Annotated in this window: 17 protein-coding genes; 12 read left to right on the top strand and 5 right to left on the bottom strand. The window is 68.9% G+C overall.

From position 1 onward, the window contains the following. The coding region (locus E1292_RS51865) for a hypothetical protein (protein WP_220447353.1) at positions 1 to 925 on the top strand (925 nt) is incomplete at its 5' end. A 59-nt stretch (positions 926 to 984) separates the two neighbouring features. Beyond that, positions 985 to 1578 carry an SIMPL domain-containing protein gene (locus E1292_RS43670; protein ID WP_132605501.1) on the top strand — a complete coding sequence of 198 codons (594 nt, stop codon included), beginning with the start codon at positions 985 to 987 and terminating at the stop codon, positions 1576 to 1578. A 33-nt stretch (positions 1579 to 1611) separates the two neighbouring features. Here the strand turns inward: E1292_RS43670 and nadA are convergent, their stop codons facing one another. Beyond that, positions 1612 to 2775, bottom strand: a complete 1164-nt coding sequence (gene nadA, locus E1292_RS43665; RefSeq protein ID WP_132605499.1) for a quinolinate synthase NadA — start codon at positions 2773 to 2775, stop codon at positions 1612 to 1614. A gap of 163 nt (positions 2776 to 2938) precedes the next feature. On the opposite strand from nadA, the gene erpA reads away from it, so the two are divergent. Together erpA and E1292_RS43655 are read left to right on the top strand one after the other, a co-directional pair. Next, positions 2939 to 3292: an iron-sulfur cluster insertion protein ErpA gene (gene erpA / locus E1292_RS43660; protein WP_043638338.1), complete on the top strand. Its 354-nt coding sequence runs from the start codon at positions 2939 to 2941 to the stop codon at positions 3290 to 3292. Positions 3293 to 3399: 107 nt separating this feature from the next. Continuing rightward, on the top strand, positions 3400 to 4386 hold the full coding sequence (locus tag E1292_RS43655; protein WP_132605497.1) for a carbohydrate kinase family protein: 987 nt from the start codon (positions 3400 to 3402) through the stop codon (positions 4384 to 4386). A gap of 52 nt (positions 4387 to 4438) precedes the next feature. Here the strand turns inward: E1292_RS43655 and E1292_RS43650 are convergent, their stop codons facing one another. Beyond that, entirely contained in the window at positions 4439 to 4684 is a 246-nt protein-coding gene (locus tag E1292_RS43650; protein ID WP_043638353.1) for a sulfurtransferase TusA family protein, read from the bottom strand. Continuing rightward, complete coding sequence (locus E1292_RS43645) at positions 4681 to 5823, bottom strand: cysteine desulfurase family protein (RefSeq protein ID WP_165975045.1); 1143 nt, start codon at positions 5821 to 5823, stop codon at positions 4681 to 4683. The genes E1292_RS43650 and E1292_RS43645 overlap by 4 nt, the downstream gene beginning before the upstream one ends. 151 nt (positions 5824 to 5974) lie before the next feature. Here E1292_RS43645 and ctaC point away from each other — a divergent pair, with 151 nt between their 5' ends. From ctaC to E1292_RS43625, 4 genes are all read left to right on the top strand, one after another. After that, entirely contained in the window at positions 5975 to 6805 is an 831-nt protein-coding gene (gene ctaC, locus E1292_RS43640) for an aa3-type cytochrome oxidase subunit II (RefSeq protein WP_132605495.1), read from the top strand. Further along, positions 6802 to 8463: an aa3-type cytochrome oxidase subunit I gene (ctaD, locus tag E1292_RS43635; protein ID WP_132605493.1), complete on the top strand. Its 1662-nt coding sequence runs from the start codon at positions 6802 to 6804 to the stop codon at positions 8461 to 8463. Before ctaC ends, ctaD begins: the two co-directional genes overlap by 4 nt. After that, positions 8463 to 8876: a cytochrome c oxidase subunit 4 gene (locus tag E1292_RS43630; RefSeq protein WP_132605491.1), complete on the top strand. Its 414-nt coding sequence runs from the start codon at positions 8463 to 8465 to the stop codon at positions 8874 to 8876. The genes ctaD and E1292_RS43630 overlap by 1 nt, the downstream gene beginning before the upstream one ends. 210 nt (positions 8877 to 9086) lie before the next feature. Further along, positions 9087 to 10310 (top strand): L,D-transpeptidase, encoded by a 1224-nt coding sequence (locus tag E1292_RS43625; RefSeq protein WP_132605489.1) that lies wholly within the window; start codon positions 9087 to 9089, stop codon positions 10308 to 10310. Between the two features lie 189 nt (positions 10311 to 10499). On the opposite strand, the gene trpD is transcribed toward E1292_RS43625, so the two are convergent. Further along, positions 10500 to 11546 (bottom strand): anthranilate phosphoribosyltransferase, encoded by a 1047-nt coding sequence (trpD, locus tag E1292_RS43620; RefSeq protein ID WP_132605487.1) that lies wholly within the window; start codon positions 11544 to 11546, stop codon positions 10500 to 10502. Between the two features lie 6 nt (positions 11547 to 11552). Beyond that, on the bottom strand, positions 11553 to 11978 hold the full coding sequence (locus E1292_RS43615; RefSeq protein ID WP_132605485.1) for a hypothetical protein: 426 nt from the start codon (positions 11976 to 11978) through the stop codon (positions 11553 to 11555). Between the two features lie 205 nt (positions 11979 to 12183). Here E1292_RS43615 and ctaE point away from each other — a divergent pair, with 205 nt between their 5' ends. The 4 genes from ctaE to qcrB are packed head-to-tail and all read left to right on the top strand — an operon-like array spanning position 12184 to position 16419. Further along, positions 12184 to 12822, top strand: a complete 639-nt coding sequence (ctaE, locus tag E1292_RS43610) for an aa3-type cytochrome oxidase subunit III (protein WP_132605483.1) — start codon at positions 12184 to 12186, stop codon at positions 12820 to 12822. 14 nt (positions 12823 to 12836) lie between these two features. Further along, complete coding sequence (qcrC, locus tag E1292_RS43605; protein ID WP_181958395.1) at positions 12837 to 13646, top strand: cytochrome bc1 complex diheme cytochrome c subunit; 810 nt, start codon at positions 12837 to 12839, stop codon at positions 13644 to 13646. After that, positions 13643 to 14755 carry a cytochrome bc1 complex Rieske iron-sulfur subunit gene (gene qcrA / locus E1292_RS43600; RefSeq protein ID WP_132605479.1) on the top strand — a complete coding sequence of 371 codons (1113 nt, stop codon included), beginning with the start codon at positions 13643 to 13645 and terminating at the stop codon, positions 14753 to 14755. Before qcrC ends, qcrA begins: the two co-directional genes overlap by 4 nt. Further along, positions 14752 to 16419 carry a cytochrome bc1 complex cytochrome b subunit gene (qcrB, locus tag E1292_RS43595; RefSeq protein WP_132605477.1) on the top strand — a complete coding sequence of 556 codons (1668 nt, stop codon included), beginning with the start codon at positions 14752 to 14754 and terminating at the stop codon, positions 16417 to 16419. Before qcrA ends, qcrB begins: the two co-directional genes overlap by 4 nt. The last annotated feature ends 378 nt before the right edge of the window (positions 16420 to 16797 follow it).

The raw sequence follows: 16797 nt of genomic DNA, 5'->3' as shown, positions 1-16797 counted from the left end.
CACCACCACAGGGTCCGCCCCCACCACCACAGGGCCCGTCCCCACCGGGGGAACGGTCAGGCTTCCCGGCACCTCCGTGGAGATCGAGGAACGCGCGGACGACCCGATCAGGCTCGCGTCGTACACGACCGACAGCGGCAAGAGCCTCTACGTCAGGCAGCTCACGAGCGGCGCCTTCACCCGCGACCGCCGCTATTTCGAGTACGCCCTGGATCCCCGCAGCAACCGGGCACTCGGCACCGACGTGGACTACAGCACCGACTACTACGCCACCGTCTCGATCATCGACCACGCCACCGACGCCGAACGCGTCGTCAAGCTCAGCCGCAAGCCGGTCTTCCCCACCACGCCGCGCTGGTCGCCCGACGGCAGGTACGGCCTGGTCACCCTCTACAAGGGCACCGATGGCGACACCGACGAGCACGGCTACGGCATCATCGACATCGCCGAGGGGACGGGCCGCACGTTCCCGGTCAAGGAGGAGGGCGCGGGTGAGTGGCGCTTCTTCTGGGACGCCGACAGCCGGTCGGTCGGCACGTGGGTCGGCGGCGTGATGACGTTCTACGACCTGAACGGCAACCGCCTGCGCACCCTGCGGGACGCCGGGTCGCCGGTGTGGGTGGAGGGCGACGACGTCTCGCCGTCGGGCGACCGCTTCCTGGCCCACTGCACGAGCGCGGGCACGTCGCTGTGCGCCCGCCCCACCTCGGGCGACGACACCGGCGCGGTCACCGTCCCGTTCGCCAGCAAGCGGCTCATCGGCTGGTGGGACGACGAGCACCTGGCGGTGTGGCGCACGAAGGGGTCCGGGTACGAGGCCGTGGTGATCGACCTGTCCGGTCGGGTCGGCCGGGTGCTGGCGACGGCGCCGGAGAAGGCGGAGTTCGACCGCATGGGCTTCCGCTTCAGCAGGAACGCCTCGTAAGCCGCCAGGAGATCTGATACGCAGTGAGGGACACGACCGCCGGCCGGGAAGGACACCGCATGGACATCACCGTCGTCGGCGAGGGCGCCGTCCTGGCCGTGCCCGACATCCTGCGGCTGCACGCGGGCGTCGAGGTGCGCAGGGCGTCGGCCGCCGACGCCTTCGCCGCCGTCAGGGCCGCCGCCGCCCGGCTGGCCGAGGCGCTGAGCGGGGCGGGGATCGCCGCCGAGGACGTCCGCACGGCCGAGCTCTCCCTCGGGCCCGAGTACGAGTCCTATCCGAAGGTGGCCGCCTACCGCGGGGCGCGGGGCGTGGAGGTCGTCGTCCGCGACCTGGCGGGGGCCGACGGCGTCATCGACACCGTGGCGGGGGTGGGCGAGGAGGCCCGGCTCAACGGCGTGGTGTTCGAGGTGTCGGATCCGGACGGCGCGCTGCGGGAGGCCCGGGTCCTGGCGTTCCGCGACGCCGCCGCCAAGGCGGCCCAGTACGCCGAGCTGTCCGGCCGGCCGCTGGGCCGCGTCGTGTCGGTGAGCGAGGAGGTCGAGAGCGGCCCGCAGCCGCTCACGATGGCCGCCGCGGACAGCGGCGCCTCGATCAGTCCCGGCCGCCGGACCCTCTCGGTGAGGGTCCGGGTCGGCTACGACTTCGCGTAGGCCCGAGGCCGGCCCTGGGCCCCGGGCGGCGCGTCACGGGAGGGCCAGCATGCGGTCGAGGGCGACCCTGGCCCAGTGGGCGGTGTCGTCGTCCACCGTGATCTGGTTGACGACCGCACCGTCCTCCTCGGCGAGCACCAGCGACTCCAGCGCCCACACCAGGTGGGGCAGGTCGATCCGGTTCATCGTCGAGCAGTAGCAGACCGTGCGGTCCAGGAACGAGACGTTCTTGTCGGGGAACGTCTGGGCCAGGCGCTTGACCAGGTTGAGCTCGGTGCCGATCGCCCAGCTGGAGCCCGCCGGCGCCGCCTCGAGCGTCCTGATGATGTGCTCGGTCGAGCCCACGTGGTCGGCCTTGAGCACCACCTCGTGGCGGCACTCCGGGTGCACGAGCACGTTGACGCCCGGGATGCGCGCGCGCACGTCGTCCACCGACTCCGCGGTGAAGCGGCCGTGCACCGAGCAGTGGCCCCGCCAGAGGATCATCCGCGCGCGCTCGAGCTGCTCCCGCGTCAGCCCGCCGCCCGGGCGGTGCGGGTTCCACACCACGCAGTCGTCCAGCGACATGCCCATCTCCAGGACCGCCGTGTTGCGGCCGAGGTGCTGGTCGGGCAGGAACAGCACCTTGCCGCCCTGCTCGAAGGCCCAGTCGAGGGCGCGGCGGGCGTTGGAGGAGGTGCAGACCGCGCCTCCGTTCCTGCCGCAGAACGCCTTGATGTCGGCGCTGGAGTTCATGTAGGTGACCGGGATCACCTCGCCGGCCAGCCCGGCGTCCTCCAAGGCGTCCCAGCACTCCTCGACCTGGTCGAACGTCGCCATGTCGGCCATCGAGCAGCCGGCCGCCAGGTCCGGCAGGATCACCTTCTGGGCGTCGCCGGTCAGGATGTCGGCGGACTCGGCCATGAAGTGCACGCCGCAGAAGACGATGTACTCCGCCTCGGGCCGGGCCGCCGCCTGCTGGGCCAGCTTGAAGGAGTCACCTGTCACGTCGGCGAACTGGATGACCTCGTCGCGCTGGTAGTGGTGGCCGAGCACGAAGAGGCGGTCGCCGAGGGCCTCCTTCGCCTTGCGTGCGCGTTCCACGAGGCCGGGGTCGGAGGCGGGCGGCAGCTCGCCGGGACACTCGACCCCCTTCTCGCTGTGCGGATCGGCCCCACTGCCGAGGACGAAGAGCGGCAGTCCAGTCTGGGTGGCCATGGCCGTACCCCCTTATCGTCGAATTGACGATACTCATCATGACACACGGACGAACGGGGACAATCAGGGGGAGGTGACCCCGGGAATGTGTGGCATCCCCAAGGTGTTGGTAGCGTCATCAGTAGGACGTCGAAAACAGACAGCCGGGTTAGGGAGTCAGCAGATGACGGTTGAGAGCAGCGAGACCACGGCACAGGGCCTGATCCTGACCGACGCGGCCGCGGCCAAGGTCAAGAGCTTGCTCGAGCAGCAGGGCGAGGAGGGCCTGCAGCTGCGGGTCGCCGTGCAGCCGGGTGGCTGTTCCGGCCTGCGCTACCAGCTCTTCTTCGACGACCGGTCGATGGACGGCGACGTGGTGTCCGACTTCGGCGGCGTCAGTGTGGTCACCGACCGGATGAGCGCCCCCTACCTGATGGGCGCCTCGATCGACTTCGTCGACACCATCGAGAAGCAGGGCTTCACCATCGACAACCCCAACGCCACGGGCTCCTGCGCCTGCGGCGACTCGTTCAACTAGAGCGACGGGCGGCTGGTCGCCGGGTCCCGCGCGCCTTTGTGCGCGCGGGACCTTCGCGTATTCTCGTTGGGCCCACTGGCCTGCTGACAACGAGGAAGAAGAACCCCGTGCGCATCGCCGTAACCGGCTCCATCGCGACAGACCATCTGATGACCTTCCCCGGAAGCTTCGGCGATCAGCTGATCGCCGAGCAACTCGACCGGGTGTCGCTTTCGTTCCTGGTCGATGACCTACAGATCCGTCGCGGTGGATGCGCCGCGAACATCGCGTTCGGCATGGGCTGTCTGGGCCTGACGCCCATGCTGGTGGGTGCCGTCGGCAACGACTTCGCCGACTACCGCTCGTGGCTGGAGCGCCACGGCGTCGACTGCGGATCCGTGCACGTCTCCGAGACCCGGCACACCGCCCGCTTCCTGTGCACGACCGACGACCACCACAACCAGATCGCCTCCTTCTACACGGGGGCCATGGCCGAGGCCCGGCTCATCGAGCTGCAGCCCGTCGCCGAGCGCGTCGGCGGCCTCGACCTCGTGCTCATCAGCCCCAACGACCCCGACGCGATGTTGCGCCACACCGAGGAGTGCCGCCAGCGCGGCATCGGCTTCGCCGCCGACATCTCCCAGCAGCTCGCCCGCATGGAGGACGAGCAGATCCGCACGCTCGTCGACGGCGCCTCCTACCTGTTCTCCAACGACTACGAGAAGGGGCTCATCGAGCAGAAGACCGGCTGGTCCGACGCGGAGGTCCTCGACCGGGTCGGCGTCCGGATCACCACGCTCGGCCCCAAGGGCGCCGTCATCGACCGCAAGGGCGAGCCCTCGATCATGGTCGCCCCCGCCCCCGAGCGGGGCAAGGCCGATCCCACGGGCGTCGGCGACGCCTTCCGCGCCGGTTTCCTCGCGGGCCTGGCCTGGGGCCTGCCGCTGGAGCGCTGCGGCCAGATCGGCAACCTGACCGCCACCCACGTGCTGGAGCGCGTCGGCGGCCAGGAATACGAGCTCGGCCAGCAGGTCTTCCTCGAGCGGTTCGGCGCCGCCTACGGCGCCGAGGCGGCGGAGGAGGTCGCCGAGCACATCCGCTGCTACCACCCCTGAGCGCCGCAGGCCGTCCCGCCGCCGGGCGGGACGGCCTGCGGCGCGGGGGAAGTCAGTAGTTGCGCCTGACGTGGATCGCCCAGCCGCCCTCGGGCAGCTCGTACGACCCGACGTGGCGGTGCGACTTCAGCCTGCACCACGCCGGCACGTCGGTGTAGGCGGCCGGGTCGTCGGCCAGCACCGCCACCACGGCGTTGAGCGGGACGTAGTTGATCTGCTCGGCCAGCATGATGATCGGGATCGGGCACTTCTTCCCGAGCGCGTCGATCGTCAAAGCCGGCTGGGTAACTTCGGTCATGCGACTCCTGCGTCCTGCCGGATGCGGCGCACCAGCTCGGGCAGCACGGCGAGGAATCGGTCGACCTCGGCCGCGGAAGCGCCCCTGGGCAGCGAAATCCGGACGTTCCCATGCGTCAGCACGCCCATCGCTTCCAGAACGTGCGATGGACGAAGCGTACTAGCGGTGCACGAGCTTCCCGACGACACGGCGAACCCGGCCTTGTCCAGCTCGGTCAGCAGTGCCTCGCCGTCGACGTACAGGCACGAGAAGGTCACGATGTGCGGCGCCCGCTCGTCGGGGTCGCCGATCACCTCCACGTCCGGGACGATCTTGGGGACCGTCTCCCTGATCCTGCCGACGAGCTCGGCCAGCCGGGCCTGCTCCTGCGACGCCTCGGCGGCCATCGCGCGCAGCGCGGCCGCCGCGGCCACGATGCCGGGAACGTTCTCGAAGCCCGGCACCCGCCGCCGCTCCCGCTCGTCCTCCGGCAGGAACGAGCGGAACCGCGTGCCCTTGCGCACCGCCAGCACGCCCACCCCGGCGGGGCCGCCCCACTTGTGGGCGCTGGCCGCCAGCACCGACCAGCCGGGCGGGACCGGCATCCGGCCGGCCGTCTGCGCCGCGTCGACCAGCAGGGGCACCCCGTTCGCGCGGCACGCCGCGGCCGCCTCCGCCACCGGCTGCAGGGTGCCGACCTCGTGGTTGGCCGTCTGCAGGCAGGCCAGGGCCGTGCCGGGGCGGGCCACCGCCTCGGTGAAGCGGTCGAGGTCGACACGGCCGGTCAGGCCGACGCCGACGGTCTCGACCGTGCCGCCGTCGCGTTCGTGCACGCCGCCGGCGTGCAGCACGCTGGAGTGCTCGACGGCCGTGGTGACCAGATGGCGCCCGACCCTGCGCCTGCCGTGTAGGGTGCCGAGCACGCCGAGATGCACGGCCTGCGTGCCCGAGGAGGTGAACGACACCTCGTCGGGGCGCGCGCCGAGCGCTTCGGCCACCTCCGTGCGGGCCTGTTCGAGCAGCAGGTGCGCGCGGCGGGCCTGGCCGTACAGTCTCGCGGGGTCGGCCCAGCCGACGTCGATCGCCGCCAGCAGCGCCTCGCGTGCCTGGGGGTGGAGCGGCTCACTCGAGGCCGCGTCGAAATACGCCACGAGACTCATCGTCCCACTTCCGGCGCCATGGAGGGGTCGCGCGGTGGGGCAAGGCCCCTGCACGCTAATGTGTCTGCTTGTCAGTCTGTGCATGAATCAGAAACAGCAATACGCGCCCAGGGGAAAGACTCTTGGGCTACATCTGTGGGGTAGGCGATCCGTGAGTCCGACTCGCCGTACGACGCGGCGTTCGTTGGCCCGGCGCAGGGTGCCACGCGCCGCCGCTTTGGCGTTGCTGCTGGCCACTGCTACGGCGTGTGCTAATGACGTCCCCGAGGCCGACTGGTCTCGCGGCCTTCTTCCCGGCCACATCACCGAAGAGGGCAATGTGGTCCAGAGCCTGTGGAACGGGGCCTGGATCGCCGCGCTCGCCACGGGTGCCGTCGTCATCGTCCTGATCGTGTGGGCGTCCATCTTCCACCGCAAGCGCAGGGCGAAGGCCGAGCTCCCGCCGCAGGTCCGCTACAACCTGCCGATCGAGATGCTCTACACCTTGATCCCGCTCGTCATGGTGTCGGTGTTCTTCTTCTTCACCGCCCGCGACAGCGAGCGCCTCACGCAGATCTCGGGCAACGCGCCGGTGAAGGTCAAGGTCGAGGCATACCAGTGGAGCTGGCGCTTCACCACCACCGTCAACGGCAAGACGCTGCCGCCGGTCTCCGGCGTGCCGGTGAGCGACTACAACCAGGGCCCCCAGCTGGTCCTGCCGACGAAGACCAAGGTCGAGTTCGACCTGCAGAGCGACGACGTCATCCACTCCTTCTGGGTGCCGGAGTTCCTGTTCAAGCGGGACGTCATCCCGGGCATCCCGGAGGACAACCCGGGTCGCAAGTTCGAGATCACGACGCTCGACCGGACCGGCGTGTTCGCCGGCCGCTGCGCCGAACTGTGCGGTGTCGACCACAGCCGGATGCTCTTCTCGGTGAAGCTCGTTCCGCAGGCTGAGTTCGACCAGTACATCGCGACCCAACAGGCTGGGAGTGCCCAGTGACCGCCATCCAAGAACCACTCAGGACGCCGATCAGGCCCGACACCAAGGGCCAGATCATCGCCAAGTGGCTGTCCTCCACCGATCACAAGATCATCGGGCACCTCTACCTGATCTCGTCGTTCGCCTTCTTCCTCATCGGCGGCGTCATGGCGCTGGTCATGCGGGCCGAGCTGGCGCAGCCCGGCCTGCAGTTCACCAGCAACGAGCAGTTCAACCAGCTGTTCACCATGCACGGCACGATCATGCTGCTCATGTTCGCGACGCCGCTGTTCGCCGGCTTCGCCAACGAGCTGATGCCGCTGCAGATCGGCGCCCCCGACGTGGCGTTCCCGCGCCTCAACATGGTGAGCTACTGGCTCTACCTGTTCGGCAGCATCATCGCGGTCTCGGGCTTCTTCACCCCGGGTGGCGCGGCGTCGTTCGGCTGGTTCGCCTACACGCCGCTGTCCAACGCGATCAACTCGCCCGGCGTCGGCGGCGATCTGTGGATCATGGGCCTGGCCCTGTCGGGCCTGGGCACCATCCTCGGCTCGGTCAACTTCATCACCACGATCATCTGCATGCGCGCTCCCGGCATGACCATGTTCCGCATGCCGATCTTCACCTGGAACGTCCTGCTGACCAGCATGCTCGTGCTGATGGCGTTCCCGGTGCTGGCCGCCGCGCTGCTGGCGCTGGAGGCCGACCGCAAGCTGGGCACCCACATCTTCGACTCGGAGTTCGGCGGAGCGCTGCTCTGGCAGCACCTGTTCTGGTTCTTCGGCCATCCCGAGGTGTACATCATCGCGCTGCCGTTCTTCGGCATCGTGACGGAGATCCTGCCGGTCTTCAGCCGCAAGCCGATCTTCGGTTACATCAGCCTCGTGGCCGCGACGATCTCCATCGCCGGTCTGTCCATCACGGTCTGGGCGCACCACATGTTCCCGACCGGGCAGGTGTTGTTGCCGTTCTTCTCGTTCATGACGTTCCTCATCGCGGTGCCGACAGGCGTGAAGTTCTTCAACTGGGTCGGCACGATGTGGCGAGGGCATCTCACGTTCGAGTCGCCGATGTTGTTCTCGGTCGGGTTCCTGGTGACGTTCCTGCTGGGCGGCCTGACCGGCGTCATCCTGGCCTCGCCGCCGCTCGACTTCCACATCAGCGACACCTACTTCGTCGTGGCGCACTTCCACTACGTGGTGTTCGGCACCGTGGTGTTCGCCATGTTCGCCGGCTTCTACTTCTGGTGGCCCAAGTTCACCGGCAAGATGCTCGACGACAAGCTGGGCAAGCTGCAGTTCTGGCTGCTGTTCATCGGCTTCCACACGACGTTCCTCATCCAGCATTGGCTGGGCGTGGTGGGCTTCCCGCGCCGCTACGCCGACTACAGCGCGGCCGACGGCTTCACCGACCTCAACATGATCTCGTCGGTGGGCGCGTTCATCCTGGGCGCCTCGACGCTGCCGTTCTTCTACAACGTCTGGAAGACCTGGCGCAGCGCGCCCAAGGTCACCGTCGACGACCCCTGGGGCTACGGCGGCTCGCTCGAATGGGCGACCTCCTGCCCGCCGCCGCGGCACAACTTCACCTCACTGCCGCGCATCAGGTCCGAGCGTCCCGCGTTCGACCTGCACTATCCGCACGTGTCCGCCAAGTCCGCCCAGGAGGTCGAGGCCTGATGAAGGTCCAGGGTTGGCTGTTCCTGTTGTGCGGCGTGTTCTTCGCCGGCGTCGACATCGCCTACTGGTTCTGGACCAAGGCGGAGATGGGCAGCGGCGAGCCCGTCGGCACCACCGCCATGGCCATCTCGGTCGGGTTCGCGTTCATGGTCGGCTACTACCTGATGTTCACCGCGCGGCGCATCGGCGCCCAGCCGGAGGACAGCAAGCAGGCCGAGATCAGCGACGGCGCGGGGGAGATCGGCTTCTTCAGCCCGAGCAGCTGGTGGCCGCTCTTCCTCTGCCTGGCGGCGGCCTTCGCCTTCGCCGGGTTCGTGATCGGCTTCTGGATGTTCCTGATCGGCGTGTTCCTGGTCATCATGGCCATGATCGGGTTCGTGTTCCAGTACTACCGGGGTAACTTCTCGCACTGAGCCACACCTGAGGCGGGCGCTCTCCCATGGGGGAGGACGCCCGCTTTTTGGTGTTCTTTACCGGTGCCCGGATGTGGTCATTCGATCACTCAGGGTACTAATGAGAAATCTGCTACGTGGACTGCCTCTATGGCCCTAACCAGGTACGGGGCGCCAAGCGAGCGGATTTCTCACCTAGTAAGGCAATGGAGCGGGACAAGGGAGTCACTCGTGGGGCGCGTAGCGTATGGATCGGCCGGCCTGCTGGCCTTGGCGCTGCTCACCGCGTGCTCGGCAGGCGGCACGGCGGGCGGCACGGAGGGCGAGCCCGACGGGGTCGCGATGGCCGGCGCGGGGGTGCGAGCGGCCTCTGTGACGTTCTCTCCGGCCGACAAGGCCGCCGACGTGCCCACGGACCAGCCCGTCGTGGTGTCGGCCCAGAGGGGCACGCTCAGGAGCGTGCGCGTGGAGGGCGACAAGTCCGGCTCGCTGGACGGTGTCCTGAGCGGCGACCGTACGCGATGGCGCAGCACCGTCACGGCCAGGCCAGGTGTGACCTACACGGTCACCGCGGTCTTGGTGGACGCCGCGGGCAAGCAGACCCAGGCGAAGAGCACGTTCAAGACGGTGAAGAGCAACAAGACCTTTGACATCAAGACGATCACGCCGAACAAGGACTACACCGGGCTGACGGTCGGCGTCGGCATGCCCGTCATGATCGAGTTCGACCAGCCGATCGCCGACCGCGTGTCCGTCGAGCGCAACCTCATCGTCCGCAGCTCCAAGCCGGTGGAGGGCGCCTGGCACTGGTTCGACGACACCCACGTGGACTTCCGGCCGCGGAAGTACTGGCCCGCGCACACGAAGGTGCGGGTGGACGCCAAACTGGCAGGAGTGCGCGGCGGGCCCGGCATGTACGGCAAGCGCGACGTCCGGCTCAACTTCAAGGTCGGCCGCGAGCAGATCACCAAGGGCAGCACCAACAACCACGTGCTCACGGTCAGGCGGAACGGCAAGAAGATCCGGACGATGCCGATGAGCGCCGGCCAGGGCGGGCAGTGGAAGTACTACACCACCTCGGGCATCCACCTGGCCATGTCGCGCGAACCGGTGACGATCATGACCTCTCCGGGGATCGGGCCCGGCTCCCCTGGCTACTACCGGCTGACGGTCTACAACACGGTTCGCATCTCCAACAGCGGCGAGTACGTGCACAGCGCACCCTGGTCGGTCGGGTCGCAGGGCCACGCGAACGTCAGCCATGGATGCGTGAACGTCAGCCCGGCGAACGCCGCGTGGTTCATCAAGAACACGCTGATCGGCGACCCGATCATCATCACGGGCTCGCCGCGGAAGCTGGAGCCCACGAACGGGTGGGGGCACTGGCAGGAGAGCTGGAAACAGTGGCTCAAGTGGAGCTCGATCAAGTCGGGCCCCACCGTCACCCTGCCGTAGCCGGCCACCGTAAGACGACCGCCGGACCGGGTCACGCCACCCGGTCCGGCGGTTCCTGCCGTCAGGCCCGCATCCCGCCCGATCGCGGGGCCTCGGGACGACGACCGGACCGCCACACGAGGTGGTGCGAGCCGGGATCCCGGAATTCTGGGGACCGGGACGCCGGGCCCGGCGGTGTGGCCGGGAGCGTCAGGCGGGGCTGCAGGCGCCGCTGACCTCCACCCAGCGGTCGAGGGTGGCGGCGGCCGCCCCCGAGTCGACCGCCTGCGCCGCGCGGGCGTAGCCGTCGATCATCGCCGAGTCGAGGTTGTCGCCGGGCCCGTCGAGCGCCACCAGGGCCGCGGCCGCGTTGAGCAGGACGGCGTCGCGCACCGGGCCGGTCTTGCCGCGCACCAGGTCGTGCACGGCCTGGGCGTTGAACGCCACGTCGCCGCCGCGCAGCGCGCCCACGTCGGCGCGCGGAATGCCGAGCACCGACGGGTCGAAGCTGGTCTGCGTCGCGGTGCCGTCTTTCACCACCCAGACCGTGGAGGTGCCGGCGATGGTCAGCTCGTCGAGGCCGTCGTCGCCGCGGAACACCAGGGCGGAGACCCCGCGCTCGGCGAAGACGCCGGCCAGCACGGGCAGCATCCCGGCGTCGAAGACGCCGATGGCCTGGGCGGCGGGGCGGGCCGGGTTGGTGAGCGGCCCCAGGAAGTTGAAGACCGTGGGGACGCCGATCTCCTTACGGGTGGGCCCGGCGAAGCGCAGTGCGGGGTGGTAGACCGGGGCGAAGCAGAACGCGATGCCCGCCTCGCGCGCGACCAGCGCCGTCTGCTCGGGCGTCAGGTCGAGCCGGATGCCCAGGTGCTCCAGGACGTCGGCGGCGCCGCACGAGGACGAGGCGGCGCGGTTGCCGTGCTTGACGACCCTGGCACCCGCGGCGGCGGCCACGATGGCGGCCATCGTCGAGACGTTGACGGTGTGGGCGCGATCGCCGCCCGTGCCGACGACGTCGACCACGGGGCCCTCGACGCTCAGCGGCGTGGCCAGGTCGAGCATGGTGCGGGCCAGGCCGACCACTTCGGCCACCGTCTCGCCCTTGGCGCGCAGCGCGATCGCGAAGCCGGCGATCTGCGCGGACGTCGCGGCGCCGGACATGATCTCCCGCATCGCCCAGGCCGTCTCGTCAGAGGTGAGGTGCTCTCCTGACAGGAGAGCGGAAAGCAGGGTGGGCCAGGTCGTGCGGGAGTCCATGGGCACCTACTTAGCGTTGAGTCGGGTGGAGGAGCGGCGGCGCATGAGGTCGGCGACCGTGTCGGCCAGCACCATCGGCTCCAGGGGCTGCGACACGACGGCGTCGGCCTTGGACCAGTCGGCCAGCCAGCGGTCGTCGCGCCTGGCGATGATCAGGCAGATGGGCGGGCAGTCGTAGACCTCGTCCTTCGCCTGTCGGGAGACGCCCATGCCACCCGCGGGCTGGGTCTCGCCGTCGAGGACGGCCACGTCGATCTCGCCGGAGCCCAGCCACTGGTGGACCTTGGGCTCGGTGGCGCACTCCACGATCTCGACGAAAGGCACGTCGGCGGCCGGGCGCCTGCCGATGGCCGCGCTCACCTCGGCCCTGGTGGCGGCGTCGTCGCTGTAGACGAGGACCCTCATCGTGTCGTCGGTGCTCCCAGTGGACATCGCTGTCGCGCTCACTATCGTGTCGTAGCAGTATGGTCACCTGGGATCGTACCGGTGCGGTGGTGTGCAATCCCAGGCCGCCCGAGCGCGTGCCGCGCAGCGTGGGCGGTTTGGGTGTGGTTTGCCCCAATTATCCCAGGTTGGTGCGCGGTTCGTACCCCCTAACGGGGGGTCGTGCGCCGGACCGACCACTGGAGCCGCAATAATGCTGCCCGTGGCGACAGCATCCGCAATAACTTCGACGACGGCAGCCCAGCCGTACCGCAGACCCAACCTGGTCAGCGTCGGTACGATCGTCTGGCTGTCCTCCGAGCTCATGTTCTTCGCGGCGCTGTTCGCGATGTACTTCACCATCCGGTCGGTGAGCGAGGGGAGGGGCCTGGCGTGGAATCCGCTCATGGTCCCGAACCCCGAGCACGACTTGAACATCCCGTTCGCGACGGTCAACACGATCATCCTGGTCCTGTCGAGTGTGACGTGCCAGCTGGGCGTGTGGGCCGCGGAGAAGGGGCAGGTCGGCAAGCTCCGCTTCTGGTACATCGTCAGCTTCCTCATGGGCGCGGTCTTCATCGCGGGGCAGCTGTACGAGTACGGCGAGCTGGCGTCAGAGGGCGCGACCCTGTCCGCCAACGCCTACACCTCGGTGTTCTACCTGACGACGGGCTTCCACGGCCTGCACGTGACCGGTGGCCTGATCGCGTTCCTGTTCATGCTGGGACGCACGTACGCCGCGAAGCGCTTCACGCATGAGCAGGCCACCAGCGCGATCGTCGTGTCCTACTACTGGCACTTCGTCGACGTCGTCTGGATCGGTCTTTTCGCGACCATCTACATCATTCGTTAAGGAACGGGACTTCTGTGACTAGGATCACCGCTTGGCGGCGGCATCCCCTAGCGAGATACGCCGTCCTGATTTTGGCGTTGGCGCTGGTCGGGATGGCATACGCCGCTTTTGTCCAGGCGGGTAAGCCTGCCGACGCGGCATTGGCGGCAGGCAAGGTCGACGACGTGGCCGAGGGCAAGAGCCTGTTCGTGGCGCACTGCGCGAGCTGCCACGGCACCAACGCCGAGGGCACCGGGACGGCGCCCACGCTCATCGGCGTCGGCGCCGCGGCCGTCGACTTCCAGATGAGCACGGGCCGCATGCCCGCCGCCAACCCTGGGCCCCAGGCGCCGCGCAAGCCGCAGCCCGAGTGGGTCACCCCGGAGAAGATCAAGCAGATCTCCGCCTACGTGCAGTCGCTCGGCGGCGGCCCGCAGGTGCCGGGCGCCGAGCAGGTCGACCCGAAGCTGGGCGACGCGGGCAAGGGCGGTGAGCTGTTCCGCGCCAACTGCATCCAGTGCCACAACTGGGCCGGCGCCGGTGGCGCCCTGACGCAGGGCAAGCACGCTCCCAACCTCAACGAGGCGACGCCCACGCAGATCTACGAGGCGATGGTCACCGGCCCGCAGGCGATGCCGGTCTTCAACGACACGACGATCACGCCGGAAGAGAAGCGCAGCATGATCGCCTACATCACGCAGGTGCGCGCGCAGAAGGACCCGGGAGGCTTCGCCCTCGGGCGGATCGGCCCGGTCACCGAGGGGCTCGTCGCCTGGATCGTAGGTCTCAGCCTCCTCGCACTGGCAGCCATCTGGATCACCGCGAAGAAGCGACAGAAGTCATGACAGACAACGAGCACGAGATCGAGCAGCCGGACGAACGCGTTCCCAAGCGCGTCATCGGCACCCCCGCGCCGGGCACCTCGATGCTCGGCGCCACCGAGCAGCCGAAGGAGGCCGACCAGGAGGTCCCCGGCGTCACGCTGCAGGACGAAGCCAAGGCCCGCAAGGCCGAGAAGCTCGTGGCCCTGTGCTTCATGGTCACGTTCCTGGCGGCGATCGGGTTCATCATCTCCTACGTGGTCTTCCAGGTCGGCGGGCCCGAGGCGACCGGGGTGTCCAACCTCGCGCTGGGCAGCACCCTGACCGTGGCGATCCTGGGGCTGGCGGTCGGTATCGTGATCTGGGTCCGCCAGATCATGCCGAAATACTCCCTGATCCAGGAGCGCCACGAGATGGCCTCCTCCGCCCCCGACCGCGACATCGTGGCCGCCACGTTCATCCAGGGCGCCAACGAGAGCGGCTTCGTCAAGCGCAAGCTGCTGCGCCGCACGCTGCTGCTCGCGGCCGCGCCGCTCGGCCTGGTGCCGCTGGTGCTGCTGCGCGACCTCGACAACAGCAAGATGCCCGGCGCCAAGTTCAACAAGACCCTGCGCCACACCGTCTGGGGCGAGAAGACCAAGGAGGGCAAGCCGCTGAGGCTCGTCGTCGAGGGCACGGGCCAGCCGATCCGCGCCGCCGACTTCAACTCGCCCGGCGGCATCCTGTCGGTCGTCCCCGAGGGCTACGAGCACGACCTCAACGCCCTCGCCAAGGCGACGCTGATCCTGATCAAGTTCCGTCCCGAAGAGATCAAGAGCGGCACCCGCCAGAACTGGACGCACGACGGCATCGTGGCCTATTCCAAGATCTGCACCCACGTGGGCTGCCCCGCGGCGCTCTACGAGCAGAACACCCACCACATCCTGTGCCCCTGCCACCAGTCGACGTTCGACGCGGCCGACGGCGCCAAAGTCATCTTCGGTCCCGCGGCCAGGCCGCTGCCGCAGTTGCCGATCACCGTCGACGCCGAGGGCTATCTCATCGCCCAGCACGACTTCGAGGTGCCCGTCGGTCCCAGCTACTGGGAGCGCGGTGACGCCGAGGCCGCGGTCAGGGAAGGAGGCCAGACGTGAGCGAGCTCACGAATGTTCCGAAGGCCGTCTCCGGGCCGTCGACGTTCCTCGACGACCGCCTCGGCGGCGCGAACGCCCTCAAGCGCAACCTGCGCAAGATCTTCCCCGACCACTGGTCGTTCCTGCTGGGTGAGATCGCCCTCTACTCGTTCGTCATCCTGCTGCTGACCGGTACGTTCCTGACGTTCTGGTACAAGCCCAGCATGATGGAGATCGCCTACGACGGCTCGTACGCGCCGCTCAAGGGCGTCATGATGTCCGAGGCCTACGCGTCGTCGCTGGAGATCAGCTTCGACGTCCGCGGCGGTCTGCTCATCCGGCAGATGCACCACTGGTCGGCCCTGATGTTCGTCGCGGGCATGATGGTCCACATGCTCCGGGTGTTCTTCACCGGCGCCTACCGCAAGCCGCGCGAGCTCAACTGGCTCATCGGCGTGCTGCTGCTGACGCTGGCGCTGCTCGAGGGCCTGACCGGTTACTCCCTCCCCGACGACCTGCTCTCCGGCGCCGGTCTGCGGATCACCGAGGGCGTGGCGATCTCGCTGCCGCTGATCGGCACGTATTTCACGTTCTTCTTGTTCGGCGGGGAATATCCGGGTGAGGATGTCATCTCCCGGTTCTACTCGCTGCACATCCTGCTCATCCCGGGCATCCTGCTGGCGCTGATCTCCGCCCACCTGGTGCTCATGTGGGTGCAGAAGCACACCCAGATGCCCGGCAAGGGGCGCGACAAGAAGAACGTCGTGGGCGCGCCGTTCTACCCGTCCTTCATGGCCAAGAGCGGGGCGTACTTCCTGTTCACGCTGGCCGTGGTCGCGGGCATGGCGACGTTCGCCCAGATCAACCCGATCTGGTTGTTCGGCCCCTACACGCCCGCCGACGTGTCGGCCGGCTCGCAGCCCGACTTCTACATGGGCTTCCTCGAAGGCGCGCTGCGCCTCATGCCCGCCTGGGAGATCAACCTCTTCGGCACCTCCCATGCCGGCACGCTGCCGTTGAGCGTCATCATCCCGGCGCTGGTGCCGATGGGCATCATCATGACCGGTCTGGCGCTCTATCCCTTCCTCGAACGCTGGGTGACGGGCGACAACCGCGAGCACCACATCGCCGACCGGCCGCGCAACAACCCGCACCGCACCTCGATCGGCATGTCGGCCATCGCGTTCTACGGCGTCCTCTGGCTGCTCGGAGCCAACGACGAGTTCTCGGCGTTCTTCCACATCAGCCTCAACTGGACGACCTACGCGGGACGGGTGCTGATCTTCGTGGCGCCGGCGCTGGCGTACATGATCACTTATCGCATGTGTCTCGGCCTGCAGCGCTCCGACCAGGCGGTCATCTCGCACGGCGTGGAGTCCGGCGTGATCAAGCGGCTGCCGCACGGCGAGTTCATCGAGGTCCACACGACCCCGGCCGACGACATCGAGGCGCACATGCGCGGCAAGGAGCCGGTGCTCATGCTCCCGGTCGCGCCCGACGGCTCGGGCATCCCGCCGAAGGGCATGCGCGGGCCCCTGGGCAAGCTGCGCGCTCGCATGTCCAAGGCGTACGGCGGGGAGAAGATCCCGCTGGACGACGGACATGGCGACGGGCACGGTCACGGGCACGAGGAGGAGCACGCCGCCGTCGGTTCAGCCGACGACGACCGCAGCCTCACGCGCTGACGCCGCACACCGTACGGGCCCGGACGAGCACCGCTCGTCCGGGCCCGTCGGCGTCCTCGGCCTCGTACGGTGTTCAAGGCAGGGCCCCGGGACGGTCAGCACCGCGGTAGGACCCGTGGAGACTACGGCCTTGCCTGGGCCGTGGCTGGAGCGCCGGCTAGGAAGCCCGGGGACGACCAGTACAAGGGCTCATGGGAGCACCAGGAGGCGATGCCGGGGCGGCCCGGGCACACCGAGGCCGCGCACCCGAGAAGCATGGCGTCAGCGGCCCGGGGCGCCGCACGGGGTCAGGGCCGGGGGTATGACGGCGAGGCGCCGAGGTGGGCGGTCACGCCGCAAGGTGGCGCGGTGGCGCTGGGTGGGGCGGTGGTGCTGGGT

It is taken from the genome of Nonomuraea deserti, assembly GCF_004348685.1.
Lineage (GTDB): Bacteria > Actinomycetota > Actinomycetes > Streptosporangiales > Streptosporangiaceae > Nonomuraea > Nonomuraea deserti.
Note: the sequence above shows the minus strand (reverse complement) of the source record. Positions and strands in the feature narration are given on the sequence as shown.

What these genes read in the sequence shown, in the direction of transcription:
- E1292_RS43670 (WP_132605501.1), top strand. Translation starts at nt 985, where the DNA reads ATGGACATCACCGTCGTCGGCGAGGGCGCCGTCCTGGCCGTGCCCGAC.
- nadA (WP_132605499.1), bottom strand. Translation starts at nt 2,775, where the DNA reads ATGGCCACCCAGACTGGACTGCCGCTCTTCGTCCTCGGCAGTGGGGCC.
- erpA (WP_043638338.1), top strand. Translation starts at nt 2,939, where the DNA reads ATGACGGTTGAGAGCAGCGAGACCACGGCACAGGGCCTGATCCTGACC.
- E1292_RS43650 (WP_043638353.1), bottom strand. Translation starts at nt 4,684, where the DNA reads ATGACCGAAGTTACCCAGCCGGCTTTGACGATCGACGCGCTCGGGAAG.
- E1292_RS43645 (WP_165975045.1), bottom strand. Translation starts at nt 5,823, where the DNA reads ATGAGTCTCGTGGCGTATTTCGACGCGGCCTCGAGTGAGCCGCTCCAC.
- E1292_RS43630 (WP_132605491.1), top strand. Translation starts at nt 8,463, where the DNA reads ATGAAGGTCCAGGGTTGGCTGTTCCTGTTGTGCGGCGTGTTCTTCGCC.
- trpD (WP_132605487.1), bottom strand. Translation starts at nt 11,546, where the DNA reads ATGGACTCCCGCACGACCTGGCCCACCCTGCTTTCCGCTCTCCTGTCA.
- E1292_RS43615 (WP_132605485.1), bottom strand. Translation starts at nt 11,978, where the DNA reads ATGTCCACTGGGAGCACCGACGACACGATGAGGGTCCTCGTCTACAGC.
- ctaE (WP_132605483.1), top strand. Translation starts at nt 12,184, where the DNA reads ATGCTGCCCGTGGCGACAGCATCCGCAATAACTTCGACGACGGCAGCC.
- qcrA (WP_132605479.1), top strand. Translation starts at nt 13,643, where the DNA reads ATGACAGACAACGAGCACGAGATCGAGCAGCCGGACGAACGCGTTCCC.